This window comes from Ruegeria sp. P10 (assembly GCF_056534925.1).
The window spans coordinates 117142-143244 of record NZ_JBQERJ010000010.1 but is presented as its reverse complement, the minus strand read 5'-3'; the positions used below and the strand labels follow the sequence as shown (position 1 = coordinate 143244).

General features: G+C 59.1%; 35 protein-coding genes. 14 read left to right on the top strand and 21 right to left on the bottom strand.

Annotated elements, in window-relative coordinates:
- Nucleotides 1-223: 223 nt before the first annotated feature.
- Nucleotides 224-715: an RNA pyrophosphohydrolase gene (locus tag ACR0FB_RS16990; protein ID WP_480621483.1), complete on the bottom strand. Its 492-nt coding sequence runs from the start codon at nt 713-715 to the stop codon at nt 224-226.
- A 137-nt stretch (nt 716-852) separates the two neighbouring features.
- Between ACR0FB_RS16990 and ACR0FB_RS16985 the strand changes: the two genes are divergently transcribed.
- Complete coding sequence (locus ACR0FB_RS16985) at nt 853-2880, top strand: NADPH-dependent 2,4-dienoyl-CoA reductase (RefSeq protein WP_171637327.1); 2028 nt, start codon at nt 853-855, stop codon at nt 2878-2880.
- Nucleotides 2881-2901: 21 nt separating this feature from the next.
- Here the strand turns inward: ACR0FB_RS16985 and ACR0FB_RS16980 are convergent, their stop codons facing one another.
- Both ACR0FB_RS16980 and ACR0FB_RS16975 read right to left on the bottom strand, forming a co-directional pair.
- Nucleotides 2902-3510: a LysE family translocator gene (locus ACR0FB_RS16980; protein WP_210093663.1), complete on the bottom strand. Its 609-nt coding sequence runs from the start codon at nt 3508-3510 to the stop codon at nt 2902-2904.
- 99 nt (nt 3511-3609) lie between these two features.
- On the bottom strand, nt 3610-4050 hold the full coding sequence (locus ACR0FB_RS16975) for a DUF4399 domain-containing protein (protein WP_209835211.1): 441 nt from the start codon (nt 4048-4050) through the stop codon (nt 3610-3612).
- Between the two features lie 227 nt (nt 4051-4277).
- Here ACR0FB_RS16975 and ACR0FB_RS16970 point away from each other — a divergent pair, with 227 nt between their 5' ends.
- On the top strand, nt 4278-5183 hold the full coding sequence (locus ACR0FB_RS16970; RefSeq protein ID WP_152459401.1) for a LysR family transcriptional regulator: 906 nt from the start codon (nt 4278-4280) through the stop codon (nt 5181-5183).
- 52 nt (nt 5184-5235) lie between these two features.
- On the opposite strand, the gene ACR0FB_RS16965 is transcribed toward ACR0FB_RS16970, so the two are convergent.
- Nucleotides 5236-6153 (bottom strand): hydrogen peroxide-inducible genes activator, encoded by a 918-nt coding sequence (locus ACR0FB_RS16965; protein WP_171172024.1) that lies wholly within the window; start codon nt 6151-6153, stop codon nt 5236-5238.
- 98 nt (nt 6154-6251) lie between these two features.
- Between ACR0FB_RS16965 and ACR0FB_RS16960 the strand changes: the two genes are divergently transcribed.
- Nucleotides 6252-7214, top strand: a complete 963-nt coding sequence (locus tag ACR0FB_RS16960) for a sodium-dependent bicarbonate transport family permease (RefSeq protein WP_171637331.1) — start codon at nt 6252-6254, stop codon at nt 7212-7214.
- On the opposite strand, the gene ACR0FB_RS16955 is transcribed toward ACR0FB_RS16960, so the two are convergent.
- Genes ACR0FB_RS16955 through ACR0FB_RS16940 form a run of 4 tightly spaced genes read right to left on the bottom strand, consistent with a single transcriptional unit; the run spans nt 7207 to nt 10123 of the window.
- Nucleotides 7207-8109, bottom strand: coding sequence for an OmpA family protein (locus tag ACR0FB_RS16955; RefSeq protein WP_480621482.1), 903 nt, complete (start codon nt 8107-8109; stop codon nt 7207-7209). The genes ACR0FB_RS16960 and ACR0FB_RS16955 overlap by 8 nt on opposite strands.
- On the bottom strand, nt 8106-8663 hold the full coding sequence (locus ACR0FB_RS16950) for a peroxidase-related enzyme (RefSeq protein WP_152459932.1): 558 nt from the start codon (nt 8661-8663) through the stop codon (nt 8106-8108). The genes ACR0FB_RS16955 and ACR0FB_RS16950 overlap by 4 nt, the downstream gene beginning before the upstream one ends.
- Before the next feature lie 30 nt (nt 8664-8693).
- Nucleotides 8694-9404 (bottom strand): GNAT family N-acetyltransferase, encoded by a 711-nt coding sequence (locus tag ACR0FB_RS16945; protein WP_209835209.1) that lies wholly within the window; start codon nt 9402-9404, stop codon nt 8694-8696.
- Nucleotides 9401-10123 carry a competence/damage-inducible protein A gene (locus ACR0FB_RS16940; RefSeq protein WP_171117137.1) on the bottom strand — a complete coding sequence of 241 codons (723 nt, stop codon included), beginning with the start codon at nt 10121-10123 and terminating at the stop codon, nt 9401-9403. The genes ACR0FB_RS16945 and ACR0FB_RS16940 overlap by 4 nt, the downstream gene beginning before the upstream one ends.
- A 50-nt stretch (nt 10124-10173) precedes the next feature.
- Here ACR0FB_RS16940 and sfsA point away from each other — a divergent pair, with 50 nt between their 5' ends.
- Nucleotides 10174-10881 (top strand): DNA/RNA nuclease SfsA, encoded by a 708-nt coding sequence (sfsA, locus tag ACR0FB_RS16935; protein WP_480491999.1) that lies wholly within the window; start codon nt 10174-10176, stop codon nt 10879-10881.
- Nucleotide 10882: 1 nt separating this feature from the next.
- Here sfsA and ACR0FB_RS16930 read toward each other — a convergent pair whose 3' ends face one another.
- Nucleotides 10883-11278, bottom strand: a complete 396-nt coding sequence (locus ACR0FB_RS16930; RefSeq protein ID WP_245218178.1) for a RidA family protein — start codon at nt 11276-11278, stop codon at nt 10883-10885.
- A 269-nt stretch (nt 11279-11547) separates the two neighbouring features.
- On the opposite strand from ACR0FB_RS16930, the gene map reads away from it, so the two are divergent.
- Nucleotides 11548-12360, top strand: a complete 813-nt coding sequence (map, locus tag ACR0FB_RS16925; protein ID WP_171637336.1) for a type I methionyl aminopeptidase — start codon at nt 11548-11550, stop codon at nt 12358-12360.
- Here the strand turns inward: map and ACR0FB_RS16920 are convergent.
- The 4 genes from ACR0FB_RS16920 to ACR0FB_RS16905 all read right to left on the bottom strand — a co-directional run bounded on the left by ACR0FB_RS16920 (nt 12348) and on the right by ACR0FB_RS16905 (nt 15043).
- Complete coding sequence (locus ACR0FB_RS16920) at nt 12348-12527, bottom strand: hypothetical protein (RefSeq protein WP_171724698.1); 180 nt, start codon at nt 12525-12527, stop codon at nt 12348-12350. The two genes, map and ACR0FB_RS16920, sit on opposite strands and share 13 nt — an antisense overlap.
- Before the next feature lie 25 nt (nt 12528-12552).
- Nucleotides 12553-13188 carry an HAD family hydrolase gene (locus tag ACR0FB_RS16915; RefSeq protein ID WP_480486360.1) on the bottom strand — a complete coding sequence of 212 codons (636 nt, stop codon included), beginning with the start codon at nt 13186-13188 and terminating at the stop codon, nt 12553-12555.
- An 89-nt stretch (nt 13189-13277) separates the two neighbouring features.
- On the bottom strand, nt 13278-13835 hold the full coding sequence (gene rsmD, locus ACR0FB_RS16910; RefSeq protein WP_171724700.1) for a 16S rRNA (guanine(966)-N(2))-methyltransferase RsmD: 558 nt from the start codon (nt 13833-13835) through the stop codon (nt 13278-13280).
- Nucleotides 13832-15043, bottom strand: coding sequence for an NAD(P)/FAD-dependent oxidoreductase (locus ACR0FB_RS16905; protein WP_171637344.1), 1212 nt, complete (start codon nt 15041-15043; stop codon nt 13832-13834). The genes rsmD and ACR0FB_RS16905 overlap by 4 nt, the downstream gene beginning before the upstream one ends.
- A 99-nt stretch (nt 15044-15142) precedes the next feature.
- On the opposite strand from ACR0FB_RS16905, the gene ACR0FB_RS16900 reads away from it, so the two are divergent.
- The 4 genes from ACR0FB_RS16900 to ACR0FB_RS16885 all read left to right on the top strand — a co-directional run bounded on the left by ACR0FB_RS16900 (nt 15143) and on the right by ACR0FB_RS16885 (nt 16665).
- The gene (locus ACR0FB_RS16900; RefSeq protein WP_171637345.1) at nt 15143-15628 is read left to right on the top strand and encodes a peroxiredoxin; all 486 of its coding nucleotides are present in this window, start codon (nt 15143-15145) and stop codon (nt 15626-15628) included.
- Between the two features lie 102 nt (nt 15629-15730).
- Nucleotides 15731-15976, top strand: coding sequence for a glycine zipper 2TM domain-containing protein (locus tag ACR0FB_RS16895; protein WP_171637346.1), 246 nt, complete (start codon nt 15731-15733; stop codon nt 15974-15976).
- A gap of 11 nt (nt 15977-15987) precedes the next feature.
- Nucleotides 15988-16335: an EF-hand domain-containing protein gene (locus ACR0FB_RS16890; RefSeq protein WP_480492001.1), complete on the top strand. Its 348-nt coding sequence runs from the start codon at nt 15988-15990 to the stop codon at nt 16333-16335.
- Between the two features lie 21 nt (nt 16336-16356).
- Entirely contained in the window at nt 16357-16665 is a 309-nt protein-coding gene (locus ACR0FB_RS16885) for a hypothetical protein (protein ID WP_171637348.1), read from the top strand.
- On the opposite strand, the gene ACR0FB_RS16880 is transcribed toward ACR0FB_RS16885, so the two are convergent.
- Genes ACR0FB_RS16880 through ACR0FB_RS16865 form a run of 4 tightly spaced genes read right to left on the bottom strand, consistent with a single transcriptional unit; the run spans nt 16662 to nt 19404 of the window.
- Nucleotides 16662-16955, bottom strand: a complete 294-nt coding sequence (locus ACR0FB_RS16880; RefSeq protein ID WP_152459417.1) for a 4a-hydroxytetrahydrobiopterin dehydratase — start codon at nt 16953-16955, stop codon at nt 16662-16664. The two genes, ACR0FB_RS16885 and ACR0FB_RS16880, sit on opposite strands and share 4 nt — an antisense overlap.
- A complete protein-coding gene (locus ACR0FB_RS16875; protein WP_171637349.1) occupies nt 16952-18139 on the bottom strand; it encodes a GNAT family N-acetyltransferase in 1188 nt (395 codons plus the stop codon). The genes ACR0FB_RS16880 and ACR0FB_RS16875 overlap by 4 nt, the downstream gene beginning before the upstream one ends.
- A 45-nt stretch (nt 18140-18184) precedes the next feature.
- Nucleotides 18185-18952 (bottom strand): glycerophosphodiester phosphodiesterase family protein, encoded by a 768-nt coding sequence (locus ACR0FB_RS16870; RefSeq protein ID WP_480621481.1) that lies wholly within the window; start codon nt 18950-18952, stop codon nt 18185-18187.
- Nucleotides 18949-19404: a RidA family protein gene (locus ACR0FB_RS16865; RefSeq protein WP_152459420.1), complete on the bottom strand. Its 456-nt coding sequence runs from the start codon at nt 19402-19404 to the stop codon at nt 18949-18951. Before ACR0FB_RS16865 ends, ACR0FB_RS16870 begins: the two co-directional genes overlap by 4 nt.
- A 345-nt stretch (nt 19405-19749) precedes the next feature.
- Between ACR0FB_RS16865 and ACR0FB_RS16860 the strand changes: the two genes are divergently transcribed.
- Both ACR0FB_RS16860 and ACR0FB_RS16855 read left to right on the top strand, forming a co-directional pair.
- A complete protein-coding gene (locus tag ACR0FB_RS16860; RefSeq protein ID WP_171637476.1) occupies nt 19750-20520 on the top strand; it encodes an MlaA family lipoprotein in 771 nt (256 codons plus the stop codon).
- Nucleotides 20510-21109: an MlaC/ttg2D family ABC transporter substrate-binding protein gene (locus ACR0FB_RS16855; RefSeq protein WP_171637351.1), complete on the top strand. Its 600-nt coding sequence runs from the start codon at nt 20510-20512 to the stop codon at nt 21107-21109. The genes ACR0FB_RS16860 and ACR0FB_RS16855 overlap by 11 nt, the downstream gene beginning before the upstream one ends.
- 103 nt (nt 21110-21212) lie before the next feature.
- On the opposite strand, the gene fliP is transcribed toward ACR0FB_RS16855, so the two are convergent.
- The 4 genes from fliP to fliF are packed head-to-tail and all read right to left on the bottom strand — an operon-like array spanning nt 21213 to nt 24400.
- Entirely contained in the window at nt 21213-21941 is a 729-nt protein-coding gene (gene fliP / locus ACR0FB_RS16850; RefSeq protein ID WP_480621480.1) for a flagellar type III secretion system pore protein FliP, read from the bottom strand.
- Nucleotides 21941-22228 carry a FliM/FliN family flagellar motor switch protein gene (locus tag ACR0FB_RS16845; RefSeq protein WP_152459423.1) on the bottom strand — a complete coding sequence of 96 codons (288 nt, stop codon included), beginning with the start codon at nt 22226-22228 and terminating at the stop codon, nt 21941-21943. Before ACR0FB_RS16845 ends, fliP begins: the two co-directional genes overlap by 1 nt.
- Complete coding sequence (locus ACR0FB_RS16840; protein WP_171724781.1) at nt 22221-22817, bottom strand: ABC transporter ATP-binding protein; 597 nt, start codon at nt 22815-22817, stop codon at nt 22221-22223. The genes ACR0FB_RS16845 and ACR0FB_RS16840 overlap by 8 nt, the downstream gene beginning before the upstream one ends.
- On the bottom strand, nt 22817-24400 hold the full coding sequence (gene fliF / locus ACR0FB_RS16835; RefSeq protein ID WP_480621479.1) for a flagellar basal-body MS-ring/collar protein FliF: 1584 nt from the start codon (nt 24398-24400) through the stop codon (nt 22817-22819). Before fliF ends, ACR0FB_RS16840 begins: the two co-directional genes overlap by 1 nt.
- Before the next feature lie 119 nt (nt 24401-24519).
- Between fliF and ACR0FB_RS16830 the strand changes: the two genes are divergently transcribed.
- The 3 genes from ACR0FB_RS16830 to ACR0FB_RS16820 are packed head-to-tail and all read left to right on the top strand — an operon-like array spanning nt 24520 to nt 26084.
- Nucleotides 24520-25017, top strand: a complete 498-nt coding sequence (locus ACR0FB_RS16830) for a flagellar basal body-associated FliL family protein (RefSeq protein ID WP_480492006.1) — start codon at nt 24520-24522, stop codon at nt 25015-25017.
- A 9-nt stretch (nt 25018-25026) separates the two neighbouring features.
- On the top strand, nt 25027-25503 hold the full coding sequence (locus ACR0FB_RS16825; protein WP_480621478.1) for a hypothetical protein: 477 nt from the start codon (nt 25027-25029) through the stop codon (nt 25501-25503).
- Entirely contained in the window at nt 25500-26084 is a 585-nt protein-coding gene (locus ACR0FB_RS16820; RefSeq protein ID WP_209835196.1) for a MotE family protein, read from the top strand. The genes ACR0FB_RS16825 and ACR0FB_RS16820 overlap by 4 nt, the downstream gene beginning before the upstream one ends.
- Nucleotides 26085-26103 lie beyond the last annotated feature (19 nt).

The window sequence follows — 26103 nt, the reverse complement described above, 5'->3', positions numbered from 1 at the left end:
TTGGCTTGCACAGAACAGTCCTTAGTTTGCCTAACTCCGAGGGAAGCTCTGGACCATCGAAAAAGGCATATGCTCACCCCAACCGACACTCTTTCGATAAAGCTGGCATTCGCAGCCGTCAGACCGAACGGCGGCTAAGGGCCGGAAGTACTTGTCGCACCAATCTGATCGAAGGTCGGGAAAGTCCCGCCTAGCGGATCAATCTGAAACGCAACCCAAGCGATCAGAATTCGCTTAGATAGTCGGAAAAAGCCTCGACCACGCGCTCATACACCTCGCGCTTGAAGGGCACGATCTCGGCGATCAGCCGGTCTGGCTCCTGCCATTTCCAGCAGGTGAACTCGGGGTGGTCGGTTTCGATGTCGATCTGATCGTCGGTTCCCAGATACCGCATCAGGAACCATTTCTGCTCCTGCCCGCGGAAGCGGCCCTTCCATATCTTGGGCACGATGTCATGCGGCAGGTCATAAGGCAGCCAGCCCTCGGTTTCCGCGATGATTTCAACCAGATTAGCCGTGACTCCGGTTTCCTCCAACAGCTCTCGCAAGGCCGCATCACGAGGGTCTTCGCCCTTGTCCACACCGCCCTGCGGCATTTGCCAGGCGTTCGCGTGGCGGTCGTTGCGCTGTCCGACAAAGATCTGGCCATGATCGTTCATCAGCATCAGCCCGACGCAGGGGCGGTAGGGCAGTTTTGCAATATCTTCGGGGGTCATGCGCGGCCTCATCGGGTTGTTCCGCCCACCTCTAGCAACCACCGGCGCAACAGCAAAGAGGGTGACGTGGGGTTTCGCGTGACAAAGTTTACGCGAACGTCAATCTATCACGCAAATTCAGGAGGGAGAGTTTTGCCATGACTGTGTACCCAAACATGCTGGCACCACTGGATCTGGGCTTTACCACGTTGAAGAACCGGGTCCTGATGGGCTCGATGCATACCGGGTTGGAAGAAACCGGCGACTGGAACCGGGTGGCCGAGTTCTATGCCGCCCGCGCGCGCGGTGGCGTGGCGCTGATGGTCACGGGGGGAATCGGGCCGAACCTTGAAGGCTCGGTCCTGCCGGGGGCGGCGATGATGACCAGCGACAAGGACGTGGCCAATCATTCCGTCGTCACCGACCGTGTGCATCAGGCAGGTGGCAAGATCGCGATGCAGATCCTGCATGCGGGCCGCTATGCCTATGGGCCGAAATGCGTGGCGCCCAGCCCGGTGAAGTCTCCGATCTCGCCCTTCCCCCCCAACGAGTTGGACGAGGACGGCATCGAGAAACAGATCAGCGACATCGTCAACGCCGCCGTGCTGGCCCAAAAGGCGGGCTATGACGGGGTCGAGATCATGGGGTCCGAGGGTTATTTCATCAACCAGTTTCTGGTGACCCACACCAACAAGCGCACAGACCGTTGGGGCGGGTCCTATGAGAACCGCATGCGCTTGGCTATCGAGGTGGTTCGCCGCACCCGCGCGGCGGTGGGAACCGATTTCATCATCATCTACCGGCTGTCGATGATAGATCTGGTACCCAACGGCTCGACCCATGACGAGGTGGTGCAACTGGCGCAGGAGATCGAAAAGGCCGGGGCCACGATCATCAACACCGGCATTGGCTGGCACGAGGCGCGGATTCCGACCATCGCCACCAGCGTGCCGCGCGCGGCCTTTTCCTGGGTGACCAAGAAGCTGATGGGCAAGGTGGGGATTCCGGTCATCACCTCGAACCGGATCAACACGCCCGATGTGGCCGAGCAGGTGCTGGCCGAGGGCTGTGCCGATATGGTCTCTTTGGCGCGGCCGATGCTGGCGGATGCGGATTTCGTGGCCAAGGCGATGGCCGGCGAGTCGGCCAGGATCGCGCCCTGCATCGCCTGCAACCAGGCCTGCCTGGATCACACCTTCAGCGGCAAGCTGACATCCTGCCTTGTCAACCCGCGCGCCTGCCACGAGACCGAGCTGGTGATCGAAAAGGCCGCCACGCCCAAGCGCGTGGCCATCGTGGGCGCGGGTCCGGCGGGCCTGTCCACGGCGATGACGGCGGCGGAGCGCGGCCATAACGTGACCGTGTTCGATAAGGCCGACGAGATCGGCGGCCAACTGAACATGGCCAAGCAGGTGCCGGGCAAGGAAGAGTTCTGGGGCTTGGTGGACTGGTACCGCACCATGCTGAACGATCTGGGCGTCAAGGTCGAATTGGGCCGCAAAGTCGGCGCCGACGATCTGGGCGGGTTCGATGAGGTGGTGATCGCCACGGGCGTCAACCCGCGCGACCCGCAGATCCCGGGCGAAGACAGCGACAATGTCGTGAACTATATCGACGTGCTGCGCGACAAGGCCCCGGTGGGCAAATCGGTGGCCGTGATCGGCGCCGGCGGCATCGGCTTCGACGTGTCGGAATACCTGTTGGAGGAAGGCCATTCGCCCACCACCGACCTGCCCTTGTGGATGAAGGAATGGGGCGTCGCCGACCCTGAACAGCACCGCGCAGGCCTGGCGCCCGAAGGCCCGCAACCCGAGGCGCCCAAGCGGCAGGTCACGCTGCTGCAGCGCAAGAAGCAGGCGCATGGCAAGGGGCTGGGCAAGACCACCGGCTGGATCCACCGCGCCACGCTGAAGATGAAGGATGTCAACTTCGTGGGCGGCGTGAACTATGAACGCATAGACGACGAGGGGCTGCATGTCTCGTTCGGAGAAGAGCGCGCCGATCCGACCGTCATCAAGGCGGATACGATCGTTCTGTGTGCAGGACAGGTGCCCGAGCGGTCGCTGGCCGACGCGCTGATCGAACGCGGGATCACCCCGCATGTGATCGGTGGGGCGGACGTGGCGGCCGAACTGGACGCCAAACGCGCGATCAATCAGGGCACACGCCTTGCCGCAGAGTTCTGAAGCCACTCGTTCAGAGTGTCTTCAGTCCGACAGCGCGAGCTTTGCACCCAATGCACCAAAAGCGGTTGCGAAACACCGCTTTATCCACGCCATCACAGCAGGGCGCCGGATCACATAGTCCCGCGCCAGTGCGGCGCATGCCCCATACCCGACAAAAACAACAAATGTCATGGCCATGAAGGCCAGCGCCAGTTTGGCCAGTTCCATTCCTGCATTTGCTGCGTTCGCCGGCAGGAATTGAGGCAGAAAGGCCAGGAAGAATAGCGACAACTTTGGGTTCAAAACGTTGATCAGCGTTCCTGTCACGGCAATTCCAAAGTCGCTTTTTGCGGATTTCTCCGCCGCGACATCCATGGCACCGCCGTCCTTCAGGATACCCCATGCCATGTAGAACAAGTACAAGACGCCAAGATATTTGATGAATTGAAACGCGACGGCACTGGTGTGCAGCAAGGCTGCAAGTCCGATGATGCCGGCCAAGGCCGCCGGAACGATCCCAAGTGTGCATCCGAAGGCTGCGGCAAGACTTGCGCGAAACCCGCGCCCAAGACCGACAGCCAAAGTATAGATGACGCCGGTACCCGGCAGCAAAACAACAATCAATGATGTGACGAAGAATTCCAGCGACATTATTACCCCCTGCAAATGCAGGCAGATTCACTAAGTGCGCCGAAAATGTAAATGCCTTTCCATCACATGAACCGAACGGACGGTTTCAACGACCTGCGGCTATTCCACGGTGATCGTGATCACTTCGGATACAATAGGCGGGGAATGCGGCACATGCCCGGCATCGCCCAGAACCAATTGCAGGGTGTGTTGGCCCGGCGACAGATCCAATGTTACTTCGGTCTGACCGCCTCCGAAGTGCATGTGATTATCGTCGGCGGGCAGGCCATTGGCCAACTCATCCTCGCCATCCTCGCCTTCACCCAGCGGGGGACGGTCAAGCAGCAGGTGGTGGTGCCCGGTGTTTTCTTTGTCGGTTCCGGCGGGCGCGACGCCCATGCCGCTTAGGCCAAAGACAACCGTGACCGGTGATTGCACGGTATCGCCATCCGACAGGTTGACGAAATAGACTTTTGCATCAGGATTCGACGGGGTCTCTCCTCCGGCATGCGCAAAGCCCACAGAAAGGCAAAGCGCAGCAATGGCGAAAAAGGTTCTCATGATCTCCTCCCTGGTCACAAAAATGCCATTCTCAATGAGAGATCTTAGCGCGATTGCCTGAAAAACACAGCATCACAATGCCTGAGGTGAGTTTGGAAACCACTGTTTCTGCGTTTCTCATACGCAAACGATCCGATTCAAATCCCTGATATTATCCCATGTCTGCCCCGTTTCCGCCCAGATTCAGCGCCATAGTCAGGACGGAAATCAAGATCTGGGGAACGAGTATGGACCGACTGACCGAAATGGAAGCCTTCGCCAATGTGGTGGACCAGGGTGGCTTCACCGATGCGGCCAAAAAGATGGGCATCTCCAAATCAGCTGTGTCCAAACACGTATCGAGCCTTGAGGCGCGTCTGGGAGCGCGGCTGTTGAACCGCACCACGCGCCGGGTTTCACCAACGGAAATCGGGCTGGCCTATTATGACCGCGCGCGGCGCGTGTTGAATGATGCCGGAGAAGCGGATTCACTGGTCACGTCAATGCAATCGGCCCCGTCTGGTCTTTTGCGCATCAGCGTCGCCACGGATTTCGGCGTCAATCACCTGTCACCTGTTCTGTCCGAGTTCCTTGCAGCCTACCCCGACATCACCGTGAACATGGTTTTGAACAACCGCTATGTCGAGCTGATTTCCGAAGGATTTGACGTGGCCGTGCGCATTGGTGAGCTGGAAGACAGCACGTTGCGCGCCCGCAAACTGACCGAGACGGTCAAACGCATGGTCGCCGCGCCCAGTTATGTCGAAAGATTCGGCCGGCCGCAGAAGATCGATGATCTGAACGAACACAAGCTGCTGCATTATTCCAGCCAATCCTCGGGCAATGTCTGGAAACTGACCGCGCCGTCCGGCGAAAAACGTCAGGTTCGTACCGCCGGGTGGTTGAGTGTCAATGATGGCCAATCCCTGTTGAACGCAGCGGTTTCCGGCCTGGGTATCGCCTATCTGCCCAGCTATCTTTACGCCGAAGCCCTGAAGGCCGGGCTGGTTGTCGATGCAATGCCGTCCCTGCCTGACGAAGTTCAAGGCGTTTACGCCGTCTACCCGCCGGGCCGCTTTACGCAACCCAAAGTGCGGGCCTTCATCGATTTCCTCGTTGATTCCTTCCACGGGAAGGGTCCGATGGACTGGTAATTTCTCCCTGAAGACCAACCTTTGGCCCGCGTATGAAAGTGCGGGCCTTTTTTTACGGGTCGATCACTGACAGTCCCATGGACCGGGCGGAAGTGCGCAAGCTGTCCGTCAGCACATTCTGACCCGGCGGTGGGGTCTCGGAACTGCGTGCCAAAAGAGCAATATCGCGATTTGCATTGGCGATGGACAGCGGTCGCAAGCGCACCTCGTCGCGGTAGATCCCCTGTCTGCGAGCATAAAGATCAGGCAGTACGGCAACACCAACACCCGAAGCCGCCATCAGAACAATGGAATCAAGCGTCGTGCCTTCATACTCATCCGAAACAACCCCACCGCATTCCGCCGCCAATGCATAGACGATGCGCGACAGGCGGTGGCTTTGATCCAGGGTGAGGAAGATCCGGTTCTGAAGATCGGTGGCACTGACACCCTGCAAGTCCCGCGCCAGAACGTCATCAACGGCAACCGCGACCCAAAGAGGTTCGTTGAACAACCGGTGTTGCACGGTATTCGGATGGTCTTCGGGCGTGGACAATATCAGATCAAAGCGACCGGATTTCAGACCCTGTTCCAGATCCAGTGTGTTTTCCTCGCGAACCGCAATACGCAATCCGGGGCGAATCCGGTGCACCTGTTTGATGGCTTGCGGCAACAGATAAGGCCCGATCGAAGGCAAAACCCCCAGTCGCAATCGTCCTCCGACGGGCATATCGTTCGACATGGCGTGGCGAAGGTCCTTGACCTCTGCCAGGATCTTCTGTGCGCGCAAGATGAATTCTTCTCCTTTCGCCGTCACCTGGATACCACCCCGGTTACGCTCAAAGATCCGAACGCCAAGCTCTTGTTCTACAGTCGCAATTTGCGTCGACAGGCTGGGCTGGCTGACATTCAGCACCTCGGCAGCCAAACTGAATCGCCCAAGGCGACTGACCGTAACGATGTATTCCAACTGTCGCAATGTGGGACGCATTTCATAGCCTGAAACTATATATAACTTAGAAAGATAGTATTTGGCGAAATCAGTTTTGCAAGGCACCTAACCCGAAAACGAGGGATCAGGAGTCAATTATGCCCGGAGTGATCGAGACGCTTTCCAGCAACCTGCTTGTGCCGACCATACTGTTTTTTGCCCTTGGGCTTCTGGCTGCCTTTGTACGCAGTGACCTGTCCATTCCGGCGGGCGCGGCCAAGTTCATGTCGCTTTACCTGCTGCTGGCCATCGGGTTCAAAGGCGGTGCCAGTCTGGCCGCGCATGGCATTCACCTGCAACTGTTCCTGACGCTGCTGGGCGGTGTCGCCTTGTCCTTTACCATCCCCTTCGTGGCCTTTGGCCTGCTCAGGGTGATGACACGGCTGGATGCGCTGAACGCGGCGGCGGTGGCAGGGCACTATGGTTCGATCTCGATCGTCACCTTTGTTACGGCCACCAGCCTGCTGGATCTGGTGGGGCTGACCCATGACGGATTCATGGTGGCCGTTGCGGCTGCGATGGAGGTGCCCGCAATCCTGTCGGCGCTTTGGTTGGCGCACAAGACCGGAAGCAATGGCGTCAAGGATGACAAGCTGTGGCGCGATCTGCTGGCCAACGGCTCGATCGTGCTGCTTACCGGTGCCTTCCTGATCGGAGCCATCACCGGTGGTGAAGGCATGCAGATGATCGCGCCCTTCATCGTGACGCCTTTCACAGGAATCCTGTGCCTGTTTCTGCTGGATATGGGCCTGTCGGCAGGGCGCAGCCTGATCAGCAACCGAGACAAGCTGTCGGTTGGCCTGTTCGCCTTTGGTGTTTTGATGCCCCTGATCGGCGCATTTATGGCCTGGGCGGTAGGTGCCGTGATCGGCTTGCCACAGGGCAGCTTGTTCCTGTTCATGGTGCTGTCAGCCTCGGCTTCGTATATCGCGGTTCCCGCCGCGATGAAGATCGCCCTTCCAAAGGCCGAGGCCGGGATCTATCTGACCTTGTCGCTGGGGGTGTCGTTTCCGTTCAACATCACCGTCGGATTGCCGCTGTACCTGTGGTGGGTCAGTTGACCAGCAATACGGCTTCGACCCGACGGTTGAGATCGCGCCCTTCCGGAGTTGCATTCGATGTGAGCGGAGACAGATAGCCAACACCCTGCGCTTCGATCCGGTCGGGTGCCACGCCATGCGCATCGATCAGGCGGGTCCGCACCGCCTCGGCCCGGCTTTTGCTAACCGCAATATTTGCCTGTAAGGCACCGGTATCGTCAGTGTGCCCTACCAACGCCAGGCGTGTGTTCGGGTTGTCGGTCAAGTATCCGGCCAGCAAGGCCAGCGAGTCAAACGGCCCTTCGCCCAAGGCAACCTCGCCCGTCGGAAAATGCAGGTCATCCAGGATCACGTGGCCCGTTGTCGCCAAGGCCTCCAGCAATCCGACCGGGCCTTCCACGGCTTGCTCGATCACCACAGGGTCCGGGTCCGGCGCGTCCTGGGGTGTGACCCGGATCATCTGAACATAGCCATCCGGGGGATTGCGGCTGACCAGCAGGCTAAGGGCAACCGGCCCCTTGGTGGCCGACAAGAACCGGTAATCCTGAATGGCGACATACATGTCCGGGGTTGGCACGACCTCGGTGCCAAAACGGAAATCGAAACCGCCACAAACCCGCGCGTCGCATTCGAACAGGATCTTGTAGCCCTGCGCCTCGATCTGGTCCCGCAACGGTGCCAGCAGCTGCAATGTCGTGCTCGACCCCGCCTGAAGCCGCCACGTATAGCGTTCCACGCGCCCTTCGAGCGTTTCTGCGGGAACCGAGCCATTTGCATAAGGCCCCGTCGGCAGGTCATAGCTGTCCAGTGGCGATGTTCGGTCGCTGATCTGTCGGGCACTGGCCGGCAAGGTCAGGTCCTGCGCGGCAACAGGTCCTGTCATCAGCAGGGCAACAAGGGCGGTGGCGCGGATCATCGAAACTGTGCGTGATATTCTTCGTTGGGCACCATCGCCGTTGCGCTGGCGACCCGGTTTGACATGTTGAAAAACCCGGCGACATTGGCGATGTCCCAAATGTCGCGGTCGGAAAAGCCTGCATCGCGCAGGCGCTGGCGGTCGGGCTCTTCGATCTCGGCGCTGGCGGTGGTCATCTTTGCGGCAAAGTCCAGCATCGCCCGTTGACGCGGCTCCAGCGGGGCGACGCGATAGTTCATCACCAGCATTTCGCCCAGTTGCGGATTGCCCGAAAGCTGACGCACCGCCGCCCCATGGGCGACCAGACAGTAGAAACACTTGTTGATTGACGAGACGACGACCGCGATCATCTCGCGTTCCAGTTTGGTCAGCCCGCTGTCAGCCAGCATCAGGTCGTTATACATCGCGGTGAAGGCGTTCAGCTTGTCGATGTCGAATGCGTTGGCTTTCAGCACATTCGGCACCATGCCCAGTTTTTCGACACAGATATCAAAGTATTTCTGCGTTTCCGGCGGCAGCGGATCGACCATGGGCAGGTTCAGCGCGGTAGGCATGTCTTTTTGTGTCACGGCGGCCTCTTCGGTTCAGACAAGATGACGGTAATGGTATTCGCCCGCGATCTCCATCCCGAGGGCACGATAAAGACCGTTGGCGCCCGCATTGGCCTTGGTGCAGATCACGCTGAGGTTCTGCGCACCGTGATCACGCGCCCAGAATGCGGCCGCGCGCATGGTCCAGTGGCCCAGCCCCTGACGACGGTGTTCGGGCAACACTTCCAGCGCGTGGACCATCGCAGTGTCTGCATGCATCGCCACAAAAGCCACGCCGCTGGGTTTGTCGTTGTGACGCAGCAAAAATCCTGTCTTGGGTCCCTTGGCACGTTCCATCACCGCGATCCGCTCGGGTCCGATCCCGCCCGAGGCCCAGATTTCGCGCATGATCTCAAGCGGTTCCCAGATCGAAAACACCATTACCGGTGGGATCGGCTGATCGATCAGCCGAGAGATGGGGCAGACATAAATGTTGACCGGGTCAAGAATGTCGTATCCCCGCTGGGCCAGCATTGCATCCAGAGCTTCATCCCCGGGCCGCAGGCAAAAGATGCGTTTTTGCCCCATGGACAGCATCGCGGCCTCGGCGGCGTCGATATCGTCTTCGTTGGCCGGGCCCAATGCACTGGCCGCTGATACGCGCGACCCTCCGCCCCGCCCCTCACGCAGCAGAAACGGGCCAAGCCGCTGATAGCGTGCGGCGGGCCATGTTCCGTCGACTATTTCCGCCCAGTTATTGCTCAAAGCTCAAGCTCTTTCGCCAAGCGGGTGGTGGCCGCGTCGATCCGGCCTCCGTCGGTGCCGCGTACAACCACGTTGGCCCCGAAGGCACCGTTGATCTGAAACGGATAGCACCCGATGGACAAGTCACTGAAATCTTCGGCCAAGGCCGCCAGGGTTGCGGCGATATCACCTTCTCCGCGGTCCACACGCAGAGTTTGCGACAGCAAAGGGCGGCCTCCGGTTAATGTTGGCAACACGCTCGCCACCATCGCCTGAAAAACCGACGGCACACCTGCCATGACATGCACATTCGCAAGCGTGAACCCGGGCGCTGTCGAAACCGGATTTTCGATCAGCGTCGCCCCGTCCGGAATACGCGCCATGCGCAGGCGGGCGGCATTCAGTTCCAGCCCGGATTTGTCGTAATGGGCCTGCAACAGCGCGCGCGCGTCATCGCGCACATCAATGGGTGTATCGAAAGCGCGGGCAATGCAATCGGCCGTGATATCGTCATGGGTCGGGCCGATGCCGCCACTGGTGAAGACATTGTCATAGGCATCGGACAACGCTTTGACGGCCGCTTCAATGGCAGGGGCATCATCGCTGACAATGCGGACCTCTTTCAGGTCGATGCCGTGTTTGGTCAGCTCCTGCGCCAGAAAATGCATATTCGCATCGCGGGTGCGACCCGACAGGATTTCATCCCCGATCACCAGCATCGCTGCGGTTGGATTGGCCATGGCGCTGTCCCCTCTTGATCGTTTTCAGGGGCAGGTATAGGCCGTGAGACATGCGTTTTGAAACCCCTCTTGTCCCCGCCCGGCTGATCCGCCGCTACAAACGCTTTCTGGCCGATTGCAGGCTTGAGGACGGGAGTGAGGTAACGGCCCATTGCGCCAATCCGGGATCGATGATGGGGCTGGCCGAACCGGGTGAGAAAATCTGGCTGGAACCCAACGACGATCCGAAGAAAAAGCTGAAATTCGGATGGCGGCTGGTGGACCACGAGAACGGGCATTTTACCGGGGTCGATACCTCGGTCCCGAACCGGGCGCTGCGGGCTGCTTTGGAAGCCGGTGATATCCCCGAACTGGCCGCCTATGACACCGTCCGGCCCGAGGTGAAATACGGCGACAACAGCCGCATCGATTTCCTGCTGACGGGGCCGGGCCTGCCGGATGCCTATGTCGAGGTGAAAAGCGTGACACTTTCACGCCAGCCCGGACTGGCCGAGTTTCCCGACAGCGTCACAGCCCGTGGCACCAAGCATCTGGGCGAGTTGGCCGCGATGGCGTCACAAGGGCACCGGGCGATCATGCTGTATTTGGTTCAGCGAACCGATTGCGACCGGTTTGCTTTGGCGGCCGATATTGATCCAGCCTACGCGGCGGCATTTGAGGCGGCGCAGGCGCAAGGGGTGGAACGGATCGTTTGCGGGACGCGGATAACGCCGTCGGGGGTTTGGGTGCAGACTGAAATGAGGATTTTGGCCGGCTGAGTCAGTCCGCAACGACAGCATCAACCTCAATCTCGACCAGCCACTCGGGATTCACAAATCGTTCGATGGCCATTATAGTATCTACAGGGCGAGCATCCAGACAATACAGCTTTCGGGCTTCGATCGCCTGTTTCCAGTTTTCGATTTCGGTCAGGATGACACGCGTTCTGACAATATCGTGCAGCCCTGACCCGGCACGCTCAAGCGCATCTTTGATGATTTCGAAACATTGTCTGGTTTGCAGATAGACATCGCCGACACCCACAGTGTTGCCGTCAGCATCGACTGGTGCGGTTCCCCCGACCGCGATGAAGTTCCCGACCCGAACCGCTCGGCTGAACCCAACGATGCTTTCCATGGGGTTTCCGTTAGAGATCAATTCTCGTTTCTGTGACATGCATCCGGTTCCCTGATTTTCTCAAGAAAAAGTGCAATCATTAGATACTGATCCGCCTGCCGTGAAAAGTGTCCAAGCCAGTAGCCGTACGGATTGCAGTCGAGGCGGTGGGGTCCGAGATGCTGCAATGCAGCCCCTACTCTTGAATCCTGAGCCAACGGAACCAAGTTTCCCGCATGGTTTACGCAGTCTGAACACGCGCCCTCTGGTACTTTCTGCACAAGCAGCGTAAAAGGAATGCTGCGCGCAACATTTGGAGCTTAGCGTCGATGAAAGAGCATCGTGGCCGCCTGACCAAGGACGGCATTCGCATCTATGAACAAGGTGACTTTGCCGGGATGCACGCGGCAGGGGCTTTGGCGGCGCGGATTCTGGATGATATTGCCGAACATGTGTTTCCCGGACAAACCACGGGCGCCATTGACGGGCTGATCACGCAGATGGTCGAAGACGCCGGTGCGACCTCAGCCACCATAGGTTATAAAGGCTATCAGCACGCCAGCTGCATCAGCGTGAACCACGTGGTCTGCCACGGTATTCCAGGTGAGAAAAAGCTGAAGGACGGCGATATCCTGAATATCGACGTCACCGTCATCGTCGATGGCTGGTTCGGCGACACTTCGCGCATGTATGTGGCAGGCAAGCTGCCGCGCAAGGCGGAACGGCTGATCCAGGTGACCCATGACGCGCTGTTCAAGGGCATCGAGATGGTCAAGCCGGGCAATACCTTTGGTGACATCGGCCATGCCATCCAGTCCTATGTCGAAGCACATCGGATGAGCGTCGTGCGTGATTTCTGCGGTCATGGTCTGGGTCGTGTTTTTCACGCGCCACCGAACGTATTGCACTATGGTCGCCCGGGCACCGGTGCCGTGCTGGAAGAGGGTATGTTCTTTACCATCGAACCCATGGTCAATCTGGGTCGCCCGGAAACCAAGACTCTGGCCGACGACTGGACAGCCGTGACCCGCGACAAATCGCTGTCGGCACAGTTCGAACATTCGGTGGGCGTCACCTCGGATGGGGTCGATATCTTTACCCTGTCACCCGCTGGCAAATTTCACCCGACCTATTCCTCCTGATCCGCGGCCTGTTCGCGAAGGAGTTTCAGCAGCATCGTTTCGTCCGCCCACGGCGTGACCGCGTCGTGGATGAAGACCGGCGCGCGCATGGGTTTACGCTCGGGGCCGGTTGAGGCTTCGGTGTCACTGGAAAAGGTCCAGGCAAAAGGTGTCAGGGTGCGGTCCATGCGTGCACACTAGCACAACCGCGGGTCAAAGTCCCAACAACCCATGCGCCTGTGACATGTCCGTGATCACCTCGGCCCCCAGATCCGCCAGCTTTTCACCGCCTCCATGAGGCGCATAAGCAAGGCAACGCATGCCCGCGCGGATCGCCGCCGTGACACCACTGTGGCTGTCTTCGATCACCACCGGAGCCGTCGCGCCAAAGTGCTCGGCGGCCAGGCGGAACATCTTTGGGTCCGGCTTTCCGGTGCCCAGCACATGGGCCGAGAACAACACGTCTTTGAAACGGTCCCAAAGCCCGTTCTGACCCAGAGTGATCTTCATCTTGTCCGGGCTGCCATTCGACGCGACGCAACAGGGGATACCCTTTTGATCCAGCCCCGCAAGCAGGTCTGCGATGCCGGGGACCAATGGCACACCTGCGCGTAGGCGGTCGTAGGTTTCGGCATAGACCTGATCTATCCAGTCTTCGGGCAGAACGGCGCCCATCGCGCGGGCCTTGTCCCGCACCCCCACCATGGTTCCGCCCACGAACAGGGACATGCATTCACGCAGTGCCAGTTGCAGGCCATGATGCGCCAGATTGTCCACCAGCACCTGGTTCGAGATCACCTCGCTGTCCACCAGAACGCCGTCGCAATCGAAAATGACAAGATCGTGCATATGGGATTCCTGCTGTGCCTCGCGCTCGGCCTATCCAAGCTGTCCCGTCAATTCAAACACAGGCCCCGGGCCAAACCGCACGGAACATCTCAGCCTGGCACATCTTTCCACATCAAGGAAATATGCGTGTCGCCATATTTGCGACTGTCTTGCAATGTGAACCCGGCCGGCGCCTGCATCGGGGCATTTTCTTCCCAGACCAACAAGGCATCATCCGCGATCCAGCCATTGGCCAAGGCGGCGACGGCCTTCTGCCCCATGGATTTCCCGTAAGGCGGGTCCAGAAAAACCAGATCGTATGGCGCGCCGGGATTGTCGCCCAACCGGGTCGCATCGCGACGGACCAAGTCGGTACGGTCGGCGCTGCGGGTCAGGTCGATATTCTTGCGTATCAACCCCTGAGCCACCCGCCCGTCATCGACGAAGGTGACATGCGACGCCCCCCGCGACAGCGCCTCGAGCCCCAGCGCCCCGGTTCCCGCGAACAGATCCAGCACGCGCAAACCGTCAAAATCGATCTGGTGGTTGAGCACATTGAACAGGCTTTCACGCACGCGGTCGGTGGTGGGGCGCAGATGCGCGCCCGCATCACCCTTGCCAACCGAGGCGAGGGCGCGGCCCCGGAATTCTCCGGCTATGATCCTCACGCCTTGAGCAGCGGTTTCAGGTCCGCGTTGGGGTCTGCCACGACTTCGGGATCAGCGGTCTTGCCCATTTCGATCAATCGCTTGCCGACCATGTATGCCCGCGGGTCATTCATCGCGTCCACAGCAATCAGCCTGTCGCCTTTGTAATACCAGAAAGACACGGTCTGACCCTCGCCCTTGCGGGTCACCACGCGATCATATCCGGTGTTCAGGCCCGCGATCTGAAGCTTGACGTCGTACTGGTCCGACCAGAACCATGGGGTCGCCACATAATCCTTGGCGGCACCTAGCATGTTCTGCGCCACAATTTCGGCCTGGTCGATGGCGTTTGGGACGCTTTCCAGACGGATACGCCCTTCGCCATGCGGAAAAGAGGCGCAATCGCCCGCCGCCCAGATCGACGGATCAGACGTGCGACCATGGGCATCGGTTTTGATGCCGTTGTCCAGTTCGAGCCCTGCCATCTCGGCCAGTTGGGTTGAGGGGGTGATGCCCACACCAACCACGACGAAATCAACGTCCAGCGTCGTGCCGTCCGTCAACACGGCCCCCACAACCCTGCCATTTTCGCCAATCAGACGATCCAGCCCGACGCCTTCGCGGATGTCGGCACCGTATTCGCTGTGTAACGCGCGGAAATACGCGCTGGTTTCTGGCGCAGCGACCCGTTGCAGGATGCGGTCGGCCATCTCGACCAAGGTGACCTTGACGCCGCGTTTCGCGCAGACGGCGGCGGCCTCGAGCCCGATGTAACCGCCGCCCACAATCAACGCGCGGGCGCCTTCGGTCACTTTGGGTTCCATCTCGTCAATATGGGCCAGGTCGCGCACCACGTGCACGCCGTCCAGATCACCTCCGATGGCGGCAGGCAGGCGGCGCGGATCTGACCCGGTGGTCAGCGCCAGTTCGTCATACGGGATGACTTCATCCCCAACAGTGACCGTCTTGGCCTTGGGGTCGATGCCGGTCACGCGCAGGCCAAGCCGCAGAGTGATGTTGTTTTCGGCATAGAAGCTTTCGGGTCGCAGGAACAGGCGCTCCAGTTCCATCTCTCCAAGAAGATAGGCCTTGGACAAAGGCGGGCGCTGATACGGCAGATGCGGCTCGGCCCCGATCAGAGTAATCTCTCCGTCGAACCCGTCCTTGCGCAACCGCGCCACCAAGGACGCTCCTGCCTGACCCGCGCCAATCACGACAATATGGCTCATGCTTTGCCCACCCTGCAGATTTCCCGTGGTCTCTCTGATTTGACCACCTATATTGCGGCTTAGCCCAATTCTGCAAATCCAAACGACAGGAGCTGAAAAATGATTTCAACAGGAGACACTCTGCCCGAGGCCACACTGATCCAGATGGGGGCCGACGGGCCAGAGGAAGTTCGGATTTCAGACAAGACCAAAGGGCGCAAGGTTGTCATTTTCGCTGTGCCCGGCGCCTATACCGGCACATGCACCACCGCACATGTGCCAAGCTTCATTCGCACCAAAAAGCAGTTCGACGACAAGGGCGTGGACGAGATCATGTGCCTGTCGGTCAACGACCCGTTCGTCATGCAGGCCTGGGGTGAATCCACCGGCGCGGCCGCAGCCGGACTGACCATGGTTTCAGACGCGGCCTCAGAATTCACCAAAGCCATCGGCATGGATTTCGACGCCCCGCCCGTTGGCCTGTTCGCACGCTCGAAACGGTATGCGATGCTGGTCGAGAACGGCAAGGTCACGGCCCTGAACCTGGAAGATAACCCCGGTGCTTGCGGGATCTCGGCGGGTGAAGGTCTGCTGGAGGTGATCTGAATTTGGCCGGCCCCGGTCTGTCCGGGGCCGCGTGAACCCAATTTAACTTGAAGCACTGCCTCAATGCGCGAATACTCGTCGCACAAAATTGGGGAGACTTTTATGAAACTTAAGGTATTTCCATCCATCCTGACCAGCGCAGCCCTTTTGGCAGCCTGCGGTCCGGCCCCAACCCCGCAACAGCAAGCCGCCCGGCAGCACGAAATTGCCTGCCTCAGCGGCACATTGGGCGGCGCCTTGATCGGCGGCGCGATCGGCAACCAGTTCGGCGGCGGATCGGGCAAGACGATCCTGACCGCAGCCGGCGCTGCTGCCGGTGGCATTGAAGGCCAAAGGTTTGCATGCTGAGGAGATTGGACATGAAACGGACGATTTTTGTATTCACGGCTGCATTCCTGGCCTCGGCGACCAATGCCGAAACCGTGGCCAAGCTGCATGAAAAAGAATTGAATGCCATCGACGCAAACAATGACGGGTTCCTGTCCAAAGACGAATTCGACGCTTTTTCGGATTATGCGTTTCAGGCCATGGACGAAGACAAGAACGGCACACTGGGTCAGGCCGAGGCCAAGCCGTTTCTGGACATAAAGCAGTTCCAGGATGTTGACCGCAACAAGGACAGCTTTATCTCAAGATCGGAATATGATGCACAGATGAATGAAGATTTTGGCGTGGCAGATCAGAATGGCAATGGTCAACTGGACTAAGCCCGCTTGAGGGAGCTTGCTATGAAAAAATGGATCGGAATGGGTGCTTTGGCACTGGCCGCGGCCTGTGACGTTCAGCAATCTCCTGTGGTGACGGGGCCTGACGGACAGGCCCGCATCCAGATCAATCCGTCTGGCCTGACCTGCTATGAAAACCGGTGTCTGGATATCAACCCAGCGGCGCGCAGCGTGCGCCAGATCGGGAACAAGACCACTGGCATCCCAAGGTCCATCGATGTCAGCGATGGCACCGTCACACCTGCGGAATTCAAGCAGATGGGCACGGCTGCGTCGCTTGCCGGTGGCCAAGGGTCAGGCAACGACCGCTAGCACAGACTGTCCATCTTTCGGGCCAGTTTGGCGTCCAGTGACGACAGGCCGCCTACGTCATGGGTGGACAGAACCACCTCGACCGTGCGGTAGACGTTGGACCATTCTGGATGATGGTTCCATTTCTCGGCCCAGATCGCCACTTGCGTCATCCAGCCAAATGCGTGCACGAAGTTGTCGAAAATGAAGGTCTTGGTGATCGCGTCGCGGCCTTCGACCATGGTCCAGCCGTTTTTGAACAGCGGATCCAGCAGCGGGCCACGGGTCTCGGCGGACAAAAGTTCAGTCATTGCTGTTCCTCCGGGTTCGATTTCCTGAACGGGCCGTAATCCGTCAGAATCTCGATCTCTTCTCCCACTGCGCGGCCTTCGGCGTCCAGATATTTTTTGACGGCATCGGCAAACCCCGGATCGCCGACCCAGTGCAAGCTATGCGTGCGCGTCGGCAAATAGCCCCGCGCCAGCTTGTGTTCACCCTGAGCGCCCGCTTCTACCCGGGCCAGACCGTGGGCAATGGCAAAGTCTATCGCCCTATAGTAGCACAGTTCGAAATGCAGGCAGGCATGATGTTCAATGCAGCCCCAATACCGCCCAAAAAGCGTTTCGCGGCCTATGAAGTTCAGCGCACCCGCAATGGCATGACCATCCCGTTCAGCCAAAACCAGGGCCATGTCCTTCGCCATCGTCTCTTGTGCGATGTCAAAAAACTGACGCGTCAGATAGGGCGACCCCCATTTTCGCGCCCCGGTATCCTGATAGAACCGCCAAAATGCATCCCAGTGTTCCGGGCGCAGGTCATCGCCCGTCAATGTGTGGATTTCACCGCCAAAACCATTGGCCTGCGCGCGTTCCTTGCGGATGTTCTTGCGCTTGCGTGAGGACAAGGCCGCTAGGAAGTCATCGAATTCGGCGTAGCCATCATTTAGCCAGTGAAACTGCTGCGAGCTGCGAAGCATTAGCCCCATCTGCTCTCCGGCCAATGCCTCGGCTTCTGTACAGAAGGTTACGTGAACCGAAGAGACCTGATTGTCGGCCGCCAGTTGAACGGCACCCTGCACCAAAGCCGACATTCCGATCCTGTCATAACCCGGGCGCACCAGAAACCGCCGCCCGGTGGCGGGTGTGAACGGCACCGCAATTTGCAGCTTGGGATAATACCGTCCGCCTGCGCTTTCATAGGCATGGGCCCAGCTGTGGTCAAAGATGTATTCGCCCTGGCTGTGCGATTTGGCATACATCGGGGCCGCTGCGATCAGGATCCCGTCAAGAAAGGCGGTCAGGTATTGCGGTTGCCAACCCGTACCGCGCCCGACCGAGCCGCTTTCCTCGAGCGCCAGCAAAAAGCGATGCGTGGTGAAGGGATCAAGGGGCCGCCCACCATCAGCGGCCTCGGGGCAGGCGCAGGCATCCCACTCGGCCGCTGAAATCCGCGACAGAGACCCAATGACCTGAACTTCGATTTGGGCCTGATCCATGTTTCCTCCGCACCAGCCCTTTATCTGTGACCGAGGCGGCAAGGTTCAAGCTGAATGCGCGGCCAGATACCCTTCGAAGGTCACATTGTCGGCAACCATGCGGGCCTCTGCCTCTTGTTCAGGCGTTCGGACGGTCCAGCACAGGATCGGCACGCCCTGCGCCTTCAGTTCGGCCACACGCGGGCGGGAAAGATCTTCCGCCTCGTGGCTGATGAAACCGGCCCCGACACGGTCAAAATCAGGAATGTCGCGCAGGGTGTCGCAGACGTCTTGCGGCAGAAGCTCGACACTGGGCTCATAGGCGCAAGTCGTGATGCCGCGCGGCAGATGCGGGGCCAGCCGCGCCAGTTCCGCAACCGAGTTTGGATTGAAGGACATCAGGGCCACCGGGCCGTCATAGCCCTGCAATGCGCGCACGGTGTCGTGCTCGAGGGCGCCGATATTCATACCCATAACGCCGTCCTGATCCTTCAGCTCGATCAGCAGCGGCACCTGGCCTGCCACCATATCCAGCACTTCATCCAGCGTTGGAATGCCGTCATCCCCATACAGAAGCGTCAATTCAGACGCCGCCGCCGCCGACACCTGCTGGATCGGCCCGGGCTGGCCGGTCAGACGCCCCATGTCGTAATCATGGAACACGACGGCACGATCATCAGATGTCAGCTGAAGGTCGATCTCGATCCCGTATCCGGCATCAATGGCGGCACGAATGGCCGCCCGGCTGTTTTCCGGGCGGTTGTTCGAGACGTCATGCAGCGCCCGATGAGCAATCGGGGCCTGCAAAAACGCAGTTGGCAGGGGCGGTATCATTCGATCTCGAATATCCCTTCGATCTCGACCGCCACGCCCAAAGGCAGCGACGCAGCACTTACGGCAGAGCGCGAGTGGCGACCGGCGTCGCCCAGCGCTTCGACCAGAAAGTCGGATGCGCCGTTGATCACTTGCGGCTGCGCAGTGAAATCTGCGGTCGAGTTCACGAAACCGGTCAGCTTGATGACACGCACCAGTTTGTCGATATCTCCGCCACAGGCCGCCTTGACCTGTGCCAGCAGATTGATCGCGCAGACCCGCGCCGCTGCGGCTCCGGCCTCGACATCCATATCATCGCCCAGCTTGCCGGTGATCAGCTCGTCTGATTTCGATATCTGGCCGGACACGTACACGATATTGCCCACACGCACATACGGCACATAATTTGCCGCTGGCGCGGGTGCGTCGCCCAGCGTGACACCGAGGCTTTCCAATTTTGCAGCGATGCTCATTGAGAGGGTCCTTCCCTGATTGACTCTGCCGGACGCTAACCGGGAAGCACAGCCGTGGAAAGACGGAATGCGGCAAATTCCGGCTTGCATGCGATCTGAGCATATCTTTACTTATTATGACTTGTAGATACTCAATTACTTTACCCGGACCTGACGGACAGGTTACACGCTAGGTGTTTCATTTGAGACCTGAAACGACTATGTGACAAGAACTTGTGCCTTACCGGCGTGTAAGTATTGGTGAATTGTGATTGTTGGCCCGACAGAGCGGATGTCGGGCATTTGGGAGAAGCAAAGATCGTGTCGAGCAGATTTCGCCTGAAACACCTGGTTGTCCTGTCACTCATGGCCATTCTGTCCGCCTGTGCAACGACCCCGCCCGAGGGTGCCTCTCGCAGCGACGTGTTCGACCCTTACGAAAACGCGAACCGGGGAATTCACAAGTTCAATCTGGGCGTTGACCGGTTTCTGTTTCGACCTGCGTCGAAAGGGTACGTGAAGATCGTTCCTGATCCCATGGTCACCAGTTTCAGCACATTCGCCGAAAACATCTCGTTGCCCGGACAAGCGGTCGACTACCTGCTTCAGGGCAACCCGAAACAGATGGGCAATGCGCTGCTGCGATTTGTGATCAACATGACCGTGGGCGGCTTTGGCCTGTCCGCGCCCGCAGATGAGCTGAACCTGCCGCCCGTCGATACTGATTTCGGCGAGACCCTGCACGTCTGGGGGGTCGGTGAAGGGGCTTATGTTGAACTGCCTTTCTATGGCCCGTCGACCCAAAGGGATGCCATCGGGGTCGTGATCAACCTGTTCTCGAATCCGATCAATTTTACCCCGGTCCGGCCCGCCGACAATCTGGGCGTTTATGCCGAAGTCGTTCGCCGCATGGGCGATCGTGGACGGTTCTCGGATACCGTGGACTCGATTCTGTATGAAAGCGCAGACAGTTATGCGCAGGCCCGCCTGATCTATCTGCAAAACCGTCGCTTCGAACTGGCAAGAGATGACGAAGACGCCTATCTGGATTTGTATTCTGACCCCTATGCCGAAACCGGGACAGACCCGGTCAGGGACCCCTATCTAGACCCCTACGAGGACCCCTATGCTGAATAACGAGTTGAACCGCCGTAACTTTGTCGCAGCTGGTCTGGCTTTGGCCGTCTTGCCCAAATCCGCGTTTGCCCAAACCGAGGCATCAGCCAAGGCACTGGTCAACAGTGTGGTCAACGACATCAACAGGGTTATCGCATCGGGCAAGTCAGAAAATGCGATGCTGCGTGATTTCGAGAAGATCTTTGTGCAATATGCCGACGTCCCGATCATGGCGCGTTATGCCCTCGGTGCCGATGCCCGTACGGCCACCCCATCCCAGCTAAAGCAATTCACCAAGGCTTTTCAGGGCTATATCTCGCGTAAATATGGTCGCCGCTTCCGCGAGTTCATCGGCGGTGAGGTCAACGTGCGCAATGCCCGCAAGATCAAGGCCGGATATGAAGTGCGCACAATTGTCAAGCTGCGCGGCTCGGCTCCGTTTGATGTGACGTTCCTTGTTTCGGACAAGTCAGGGCGTGAAAAATTCTACAACATGTTCATCGAAGGCGTGAATTTGTTGCTGACCGAGCGTACCGAAATCGGCGCGATGCTGGATGCCCGCAAAGGCAACCTGGACCAGTTGATCAAAGACCTGAACAAGACGGGCTGATCCATTTCACTTGCGGCGGGACATTGAATTACGCCTTTGACAACAGTGGGGCAGAGGCGTCTGACCACCTGTTTTTTCAGCGCGCCGCGGCTACATGTCGAGGTCACGGCATGTAACTGCGCACCAAAGCGCCTGCAATCAAAGCCCACCCATCGGCGATCACGAAAAATGCTAGCTTGAATGGCAAGGATACGATGGCCGGAGGCACCATCATCATACCCATCGACATCAATACAGCGGCCACTACAAGATCGATGATCAGAAACGGCAGGAAAATCAGAAACCCGATCTGAAACGCCCGCGCGATTTCCGACAGCATGAAGGACGGCATCAAGACAGACAACGGCGCTTGTGCGGACAACTCCATAGCCTCACCGCCGGGGCGCAAAGCCGCCATGGCATAGAACGTGTCCGCATCCAGTCGGGCCGCCATGAAGGCACGGAACGGCTCTAACGCGCGCTCCAACGCTGGTTCCACTTCCATCGTCTCTTCCATCATCGGTCGTATCCCTGTCGCCCATGCTTCTGAAAACACCGGGTCCATGATGAAATAGGTCAGGAACAACGCCAGGCTGACCAACAGCATATTGGGCGGAGATTGTTGCAGGCCGATCCCTTGCCGCAGGATCGACAGAACGGTGATCAGGAAGGGAAAGCAGGTGATCATGATCGCCAACCCCGGAGCGATGCTTAGGACTGTGATCAGCAGAATCAGCTGGATCGTCCGGGCGGAAATCGAGCCGCCCTCGCCCAGGGACAAGGTCAAATCCTGGGCAGCGGCCGGTGAGGGCGTCAACACAGCCACCAAAGCCAGGCAGAATACATAGCGCATCAACCGATTCCGTTGTGCAAATCCGCAATCTCGGTCAAGCGCACTGCAAGTTGCCCTGCCTGATCGCCTTCCATTTCTTCCAACAGCCCGCGCGCCACCAACTGATCCCCAACATAGAGGTCAACCGGGTCTTCGATCCGTTTGTCCAGGGTCAGCACGGCATTCTCTCCCATGTTCAACAGGTCCTTGATCAATGGGCGCGCACGACCAACGGAAACGGTCACCTCAATCGGGACCGAGTCGAATGGGTTGGGTTTTTCAGATTTCGGGATCTGGGTGTCATTCATTGGACAAAGCCTCTCTTGTCTCAAAGACATAAGCGTCAAAGGTCTGTTCGATGGCGGCGAGCAAAGCGGTGCAATCAACCTCACGCCGGCTCGTGCCGACCTGAAGGCGGGCCTGACCCGGCTCCAGTTCAGAGTGTTCGATCACCTGAGGAGTAGAATGCAGATCTTGCGGCAACAGCGCTGCGACACTCTCAGCACATCCCAGCGGCACCAAAATCTGCATCGGCTGCTCTATCCGCGAACGCGCCATTTCACAGAGTTGCTCCACAATGCGGGCTGCCAGGCCCCGATCGGCCATCTCAGGCAGTACGGTCTGAACCAGGCTGGTGAACATGGGCTCCAGCGACAGGGTCATGCGGGCGATGGCTTCGTGATAGGTGAAAGACATATCCTCAAGCGACCTTGCCAATTCAGCCGAAATCTGGCTGCGGCTTTGCTCCTGCGCCCGCGAGGCATCTTCCCAACCGGCCCCATACCCGTCTTCGAAGGCAGAGAGCCGTTGTTCTTCCAGCGTGTCCTCATTCAAGATCAGAACGGGCCCCGTACCGGTCTGGGTGGTGAAATCCTCAAGAAGATGGGCAATCGACATCATACCCGCTCCTCGCCTTCTTCAAGCCAACTGCGCAGGATCTCGACAGTTTCTTCCTGCTTGTCACCGATCATGGCGCGCAGCCGGTCGACAGGATTCTCAGTGGCGTTCGAGCCGAGAGCCGGAACACCACGCTCTGCCGGCAGGGTCGAGTGCTCTGCCGGTTCCTCCGGTGCGATTTCACCTGTCAGTGCCAGGGTATCCGAATCCGCCCCTCCTGCCGCCGCCAGCAGCGCCGGTGTCGGTGTTGCATTTGTCAGGATCGGGCGGATCACGAACAAGGCCAGCACGAGCGAAACCAAAGCCAGCACAGCCATCTGTATCAAGGACATGACATCCAGATGGATGTTCTGCCAGAGCGACGACGAAACCAGAGTGCCCTGTGGTTCGACCGACGGCAAATCCATGGATTTCAGTGTAATAACGTCCCCGCGCGCCGCATCGTACCCGACTGCCGACGCCACGAGCTCTTCCAGAGCGGTAAGCTCTTCCTGAGGCAAGGGCGTGAAGACTTCGGCACCGGAGGCGTCCACCGATCTTTTCCCATTGACCAGAACTGCAACCGTCAGACGCTTGATCGCGCCGGGGGCTTCATGGACTTCCAGCTCTGTCTCGGAGACTTCGTAGTTCACCCGCTCACGAGTCTGGGTAGCCGTCGAGTTCGATTCGTCCCCGCCCGCCGCATCGCCATCCGGCAGGTTCGACGCCACGGTGACATCCGATGACTGATTTCGGGCGCTGTCCGAACGTTCTTCGACATCCGTGCTGATCGCCACGCGGCCTTTGGGGTCAAAGCGCCGCTCGCGAATGGATTCCGTCCTGGTTTCGGTATCGACACTGACTTCGACCACGGCGTTGCCGGTACCGACACGCGCCTCGACCAGACGCAGAACACGTTCCCGCAACTGGCGCGACTTGTCGTCCGAAGTGTCCGCAGGCGCTGCGGTATCCTGCCCGCTAATCACGGCCCCGTGCGAATCAACCACCGTGACGTTCTCGGGCGTCAGGCCGCTGACGGCCGAGGCAACGAGGAACCGGATGGCCTTGGCCTGATCCCCGGTAATTTCGGTCCCGGATGGCACGAGGTAGACCGAAGCCGTTGGTGACACGCTGCGCTGAAACGGGTTTGCCGTCCCGTTGGCAATATGGACGCGCGCCTGACTTATATGCGGGCTACCGACAATCGTCCGCGCCAGTTCACCCTCTTTCGCGCGCCAATAGGCAGCATCGAACATCTGAGAGGTAGTGCCAAACCCGCTTAGCGAATCAAGCAGTTCGTACCCTTTATTGCCGTTTGCGGGCAGGCCTTCGCTGGCAAGGGTCATTCGCAGCTCGTCGCGCTGCGCGCCGGATACGTAGATCGATCCGCCCCGAATTTCATATGTGACGCCGCGCTGGTCCAGCGCGCGTACTATTTCCCCGGCGGCACCGCTTTCCAGACCCGCATAAAGCAGCGTCATGGACGGAGCCGTTACAAGGCGCGACATGCCAAGGATTCCCAGAAACACCAGCGCAACCGCACCGGCGACGATGATTTGTTTACGCCTGTCCAAATTAGCCCAGACAGTTCCGATCTGCTGCACGCTCACCTCCGACTCGCCGGCATTCTGCCCGACGCACCCTCTGTTTGGACGATTGCTCTTAACAATCGGTTAGTCCCTGCGCGGTTATGACGGGGTCGGAACGGATGAATGAGGACGTCATGACCGACGCAACCGACGAACTGGCGGAACCCACCGGGAAAAAAGGGAAAAAGGGAATGCTGATCGGTATGCTTCTTGCCATCGCCGGCGCTGCGGGCGGGTATTTCCTGACGTCATCCGGATTGATTCCGCTGGGTGGCAAGGCCGCGGTTGAGGCCGGCAAGGACAAGGCGAAAGAGGAACCTGCCAAAGCGCTGGCAGATGTCGGGTTCATTGATCTGCCGCCGGTTGTTGTATCGGTGAATTCCGGCAAGTCACGACATTTGAAGTTCCACGCTCAGCTCGAAGTTAACGCGCCGTACATAGCTGATGTGAAAAAAATGCAGCCACGAATCATAGATGTCCTGAACGGATACCTGCGAGCCGTCGAATTGAAGGACCTGGAGGATTCGCTGGCATTGACGCGCATCCGAGGTCACCTGCTGCGACGCATTGGAATTGTCGTTGGCGAAGGGCGCGTTCGCGATGTGCTGGTGATGGAATTTGTACTGAATTAGGAGGCGGAATTGGAGCTGATTGCGGATATTTTGCTGGTCGCCGGTGCGTTGGGCGCGGGTCTTTATTGTTTTGTGCTGTCGCGCCGCCTCAGGCGGTTCACCGATCTTGAACAAGGCGTCGGTGGCGCGGTGGCCGTGTTGTCGACCCAGGCAGAAGAGCTGAAGAAATCCCTGGACAGCGCGCGAAATGCCTCTGATCAATCGGGGGATCAGCTGAAGGCGCTGACGCAAAGGGCTGAGACCGTGGCGCAGCGCCTGGAGCTGATGATGGCATCTCTGCATGATGTCATCCCCGAAGAAGAAACTGCTGCCCCCGAAACGGCAAAGCCTGTCCAAGACGAGCCCCAGCCTGAAGAGGAACAGGGCACCAAGCACGAGAAAGCAGCGGAACCGGTCGAAACTCGTGCGCGTGAAGAGCAAGCCAAGGCGCCAGAGGGCCTGATGTTCTTCCGCCATGACCGCAAGCAGAACGGGGCGCAGGTATGAGCCTTGCGCGCAACGCCAAACACGATACACGCCCGCGCGGTGGTGTGCTTGCTGTCATCTCATTGCTGATGATCGGCTCGGCAGCCATTCGCGTTGGCTTGGAGGCAGGACCCGCGCTCGCCAAACCGGCGACACCCGAAGCCGTGGAAAACGAGCCTGCCGCGTCCGAAACACGCGATGTTCAGGTTGTGCTGGCGGAGCTTTTGCGCCGGGAGGATCGCGTCAAACAGCGAGAGGCTGAATTACGCGATCAGGAAAAAGCACTGGAGATCGCAACCCAGGCCGTTGAAACGCGTCTGACGGCCCTGAAGGAAGCAGAAGATGCCCTGCGTGCCACGTTGGCGGTTGCGGACAAAGCGGCAGAGAACGATCTGGCGCGCCTGACGGATGTTTACCAGAACATGAAACCCAAGGACGCAGCCGCGTTGTTTGAAACCATGGACCCGACCTTTGCCGCAGGGTTCCTGTCCCGCATGCCGGCGGACGCAGCGGCTGGCGTACTGGCGGGCCTGAGCCCCGAAGCGGCCTATACAATCAGCGTTGTCATGGCCGGACGCAACGCCTCGGCCCCACAGGAGTAGTCGCTCGTGTTGCCCGGTA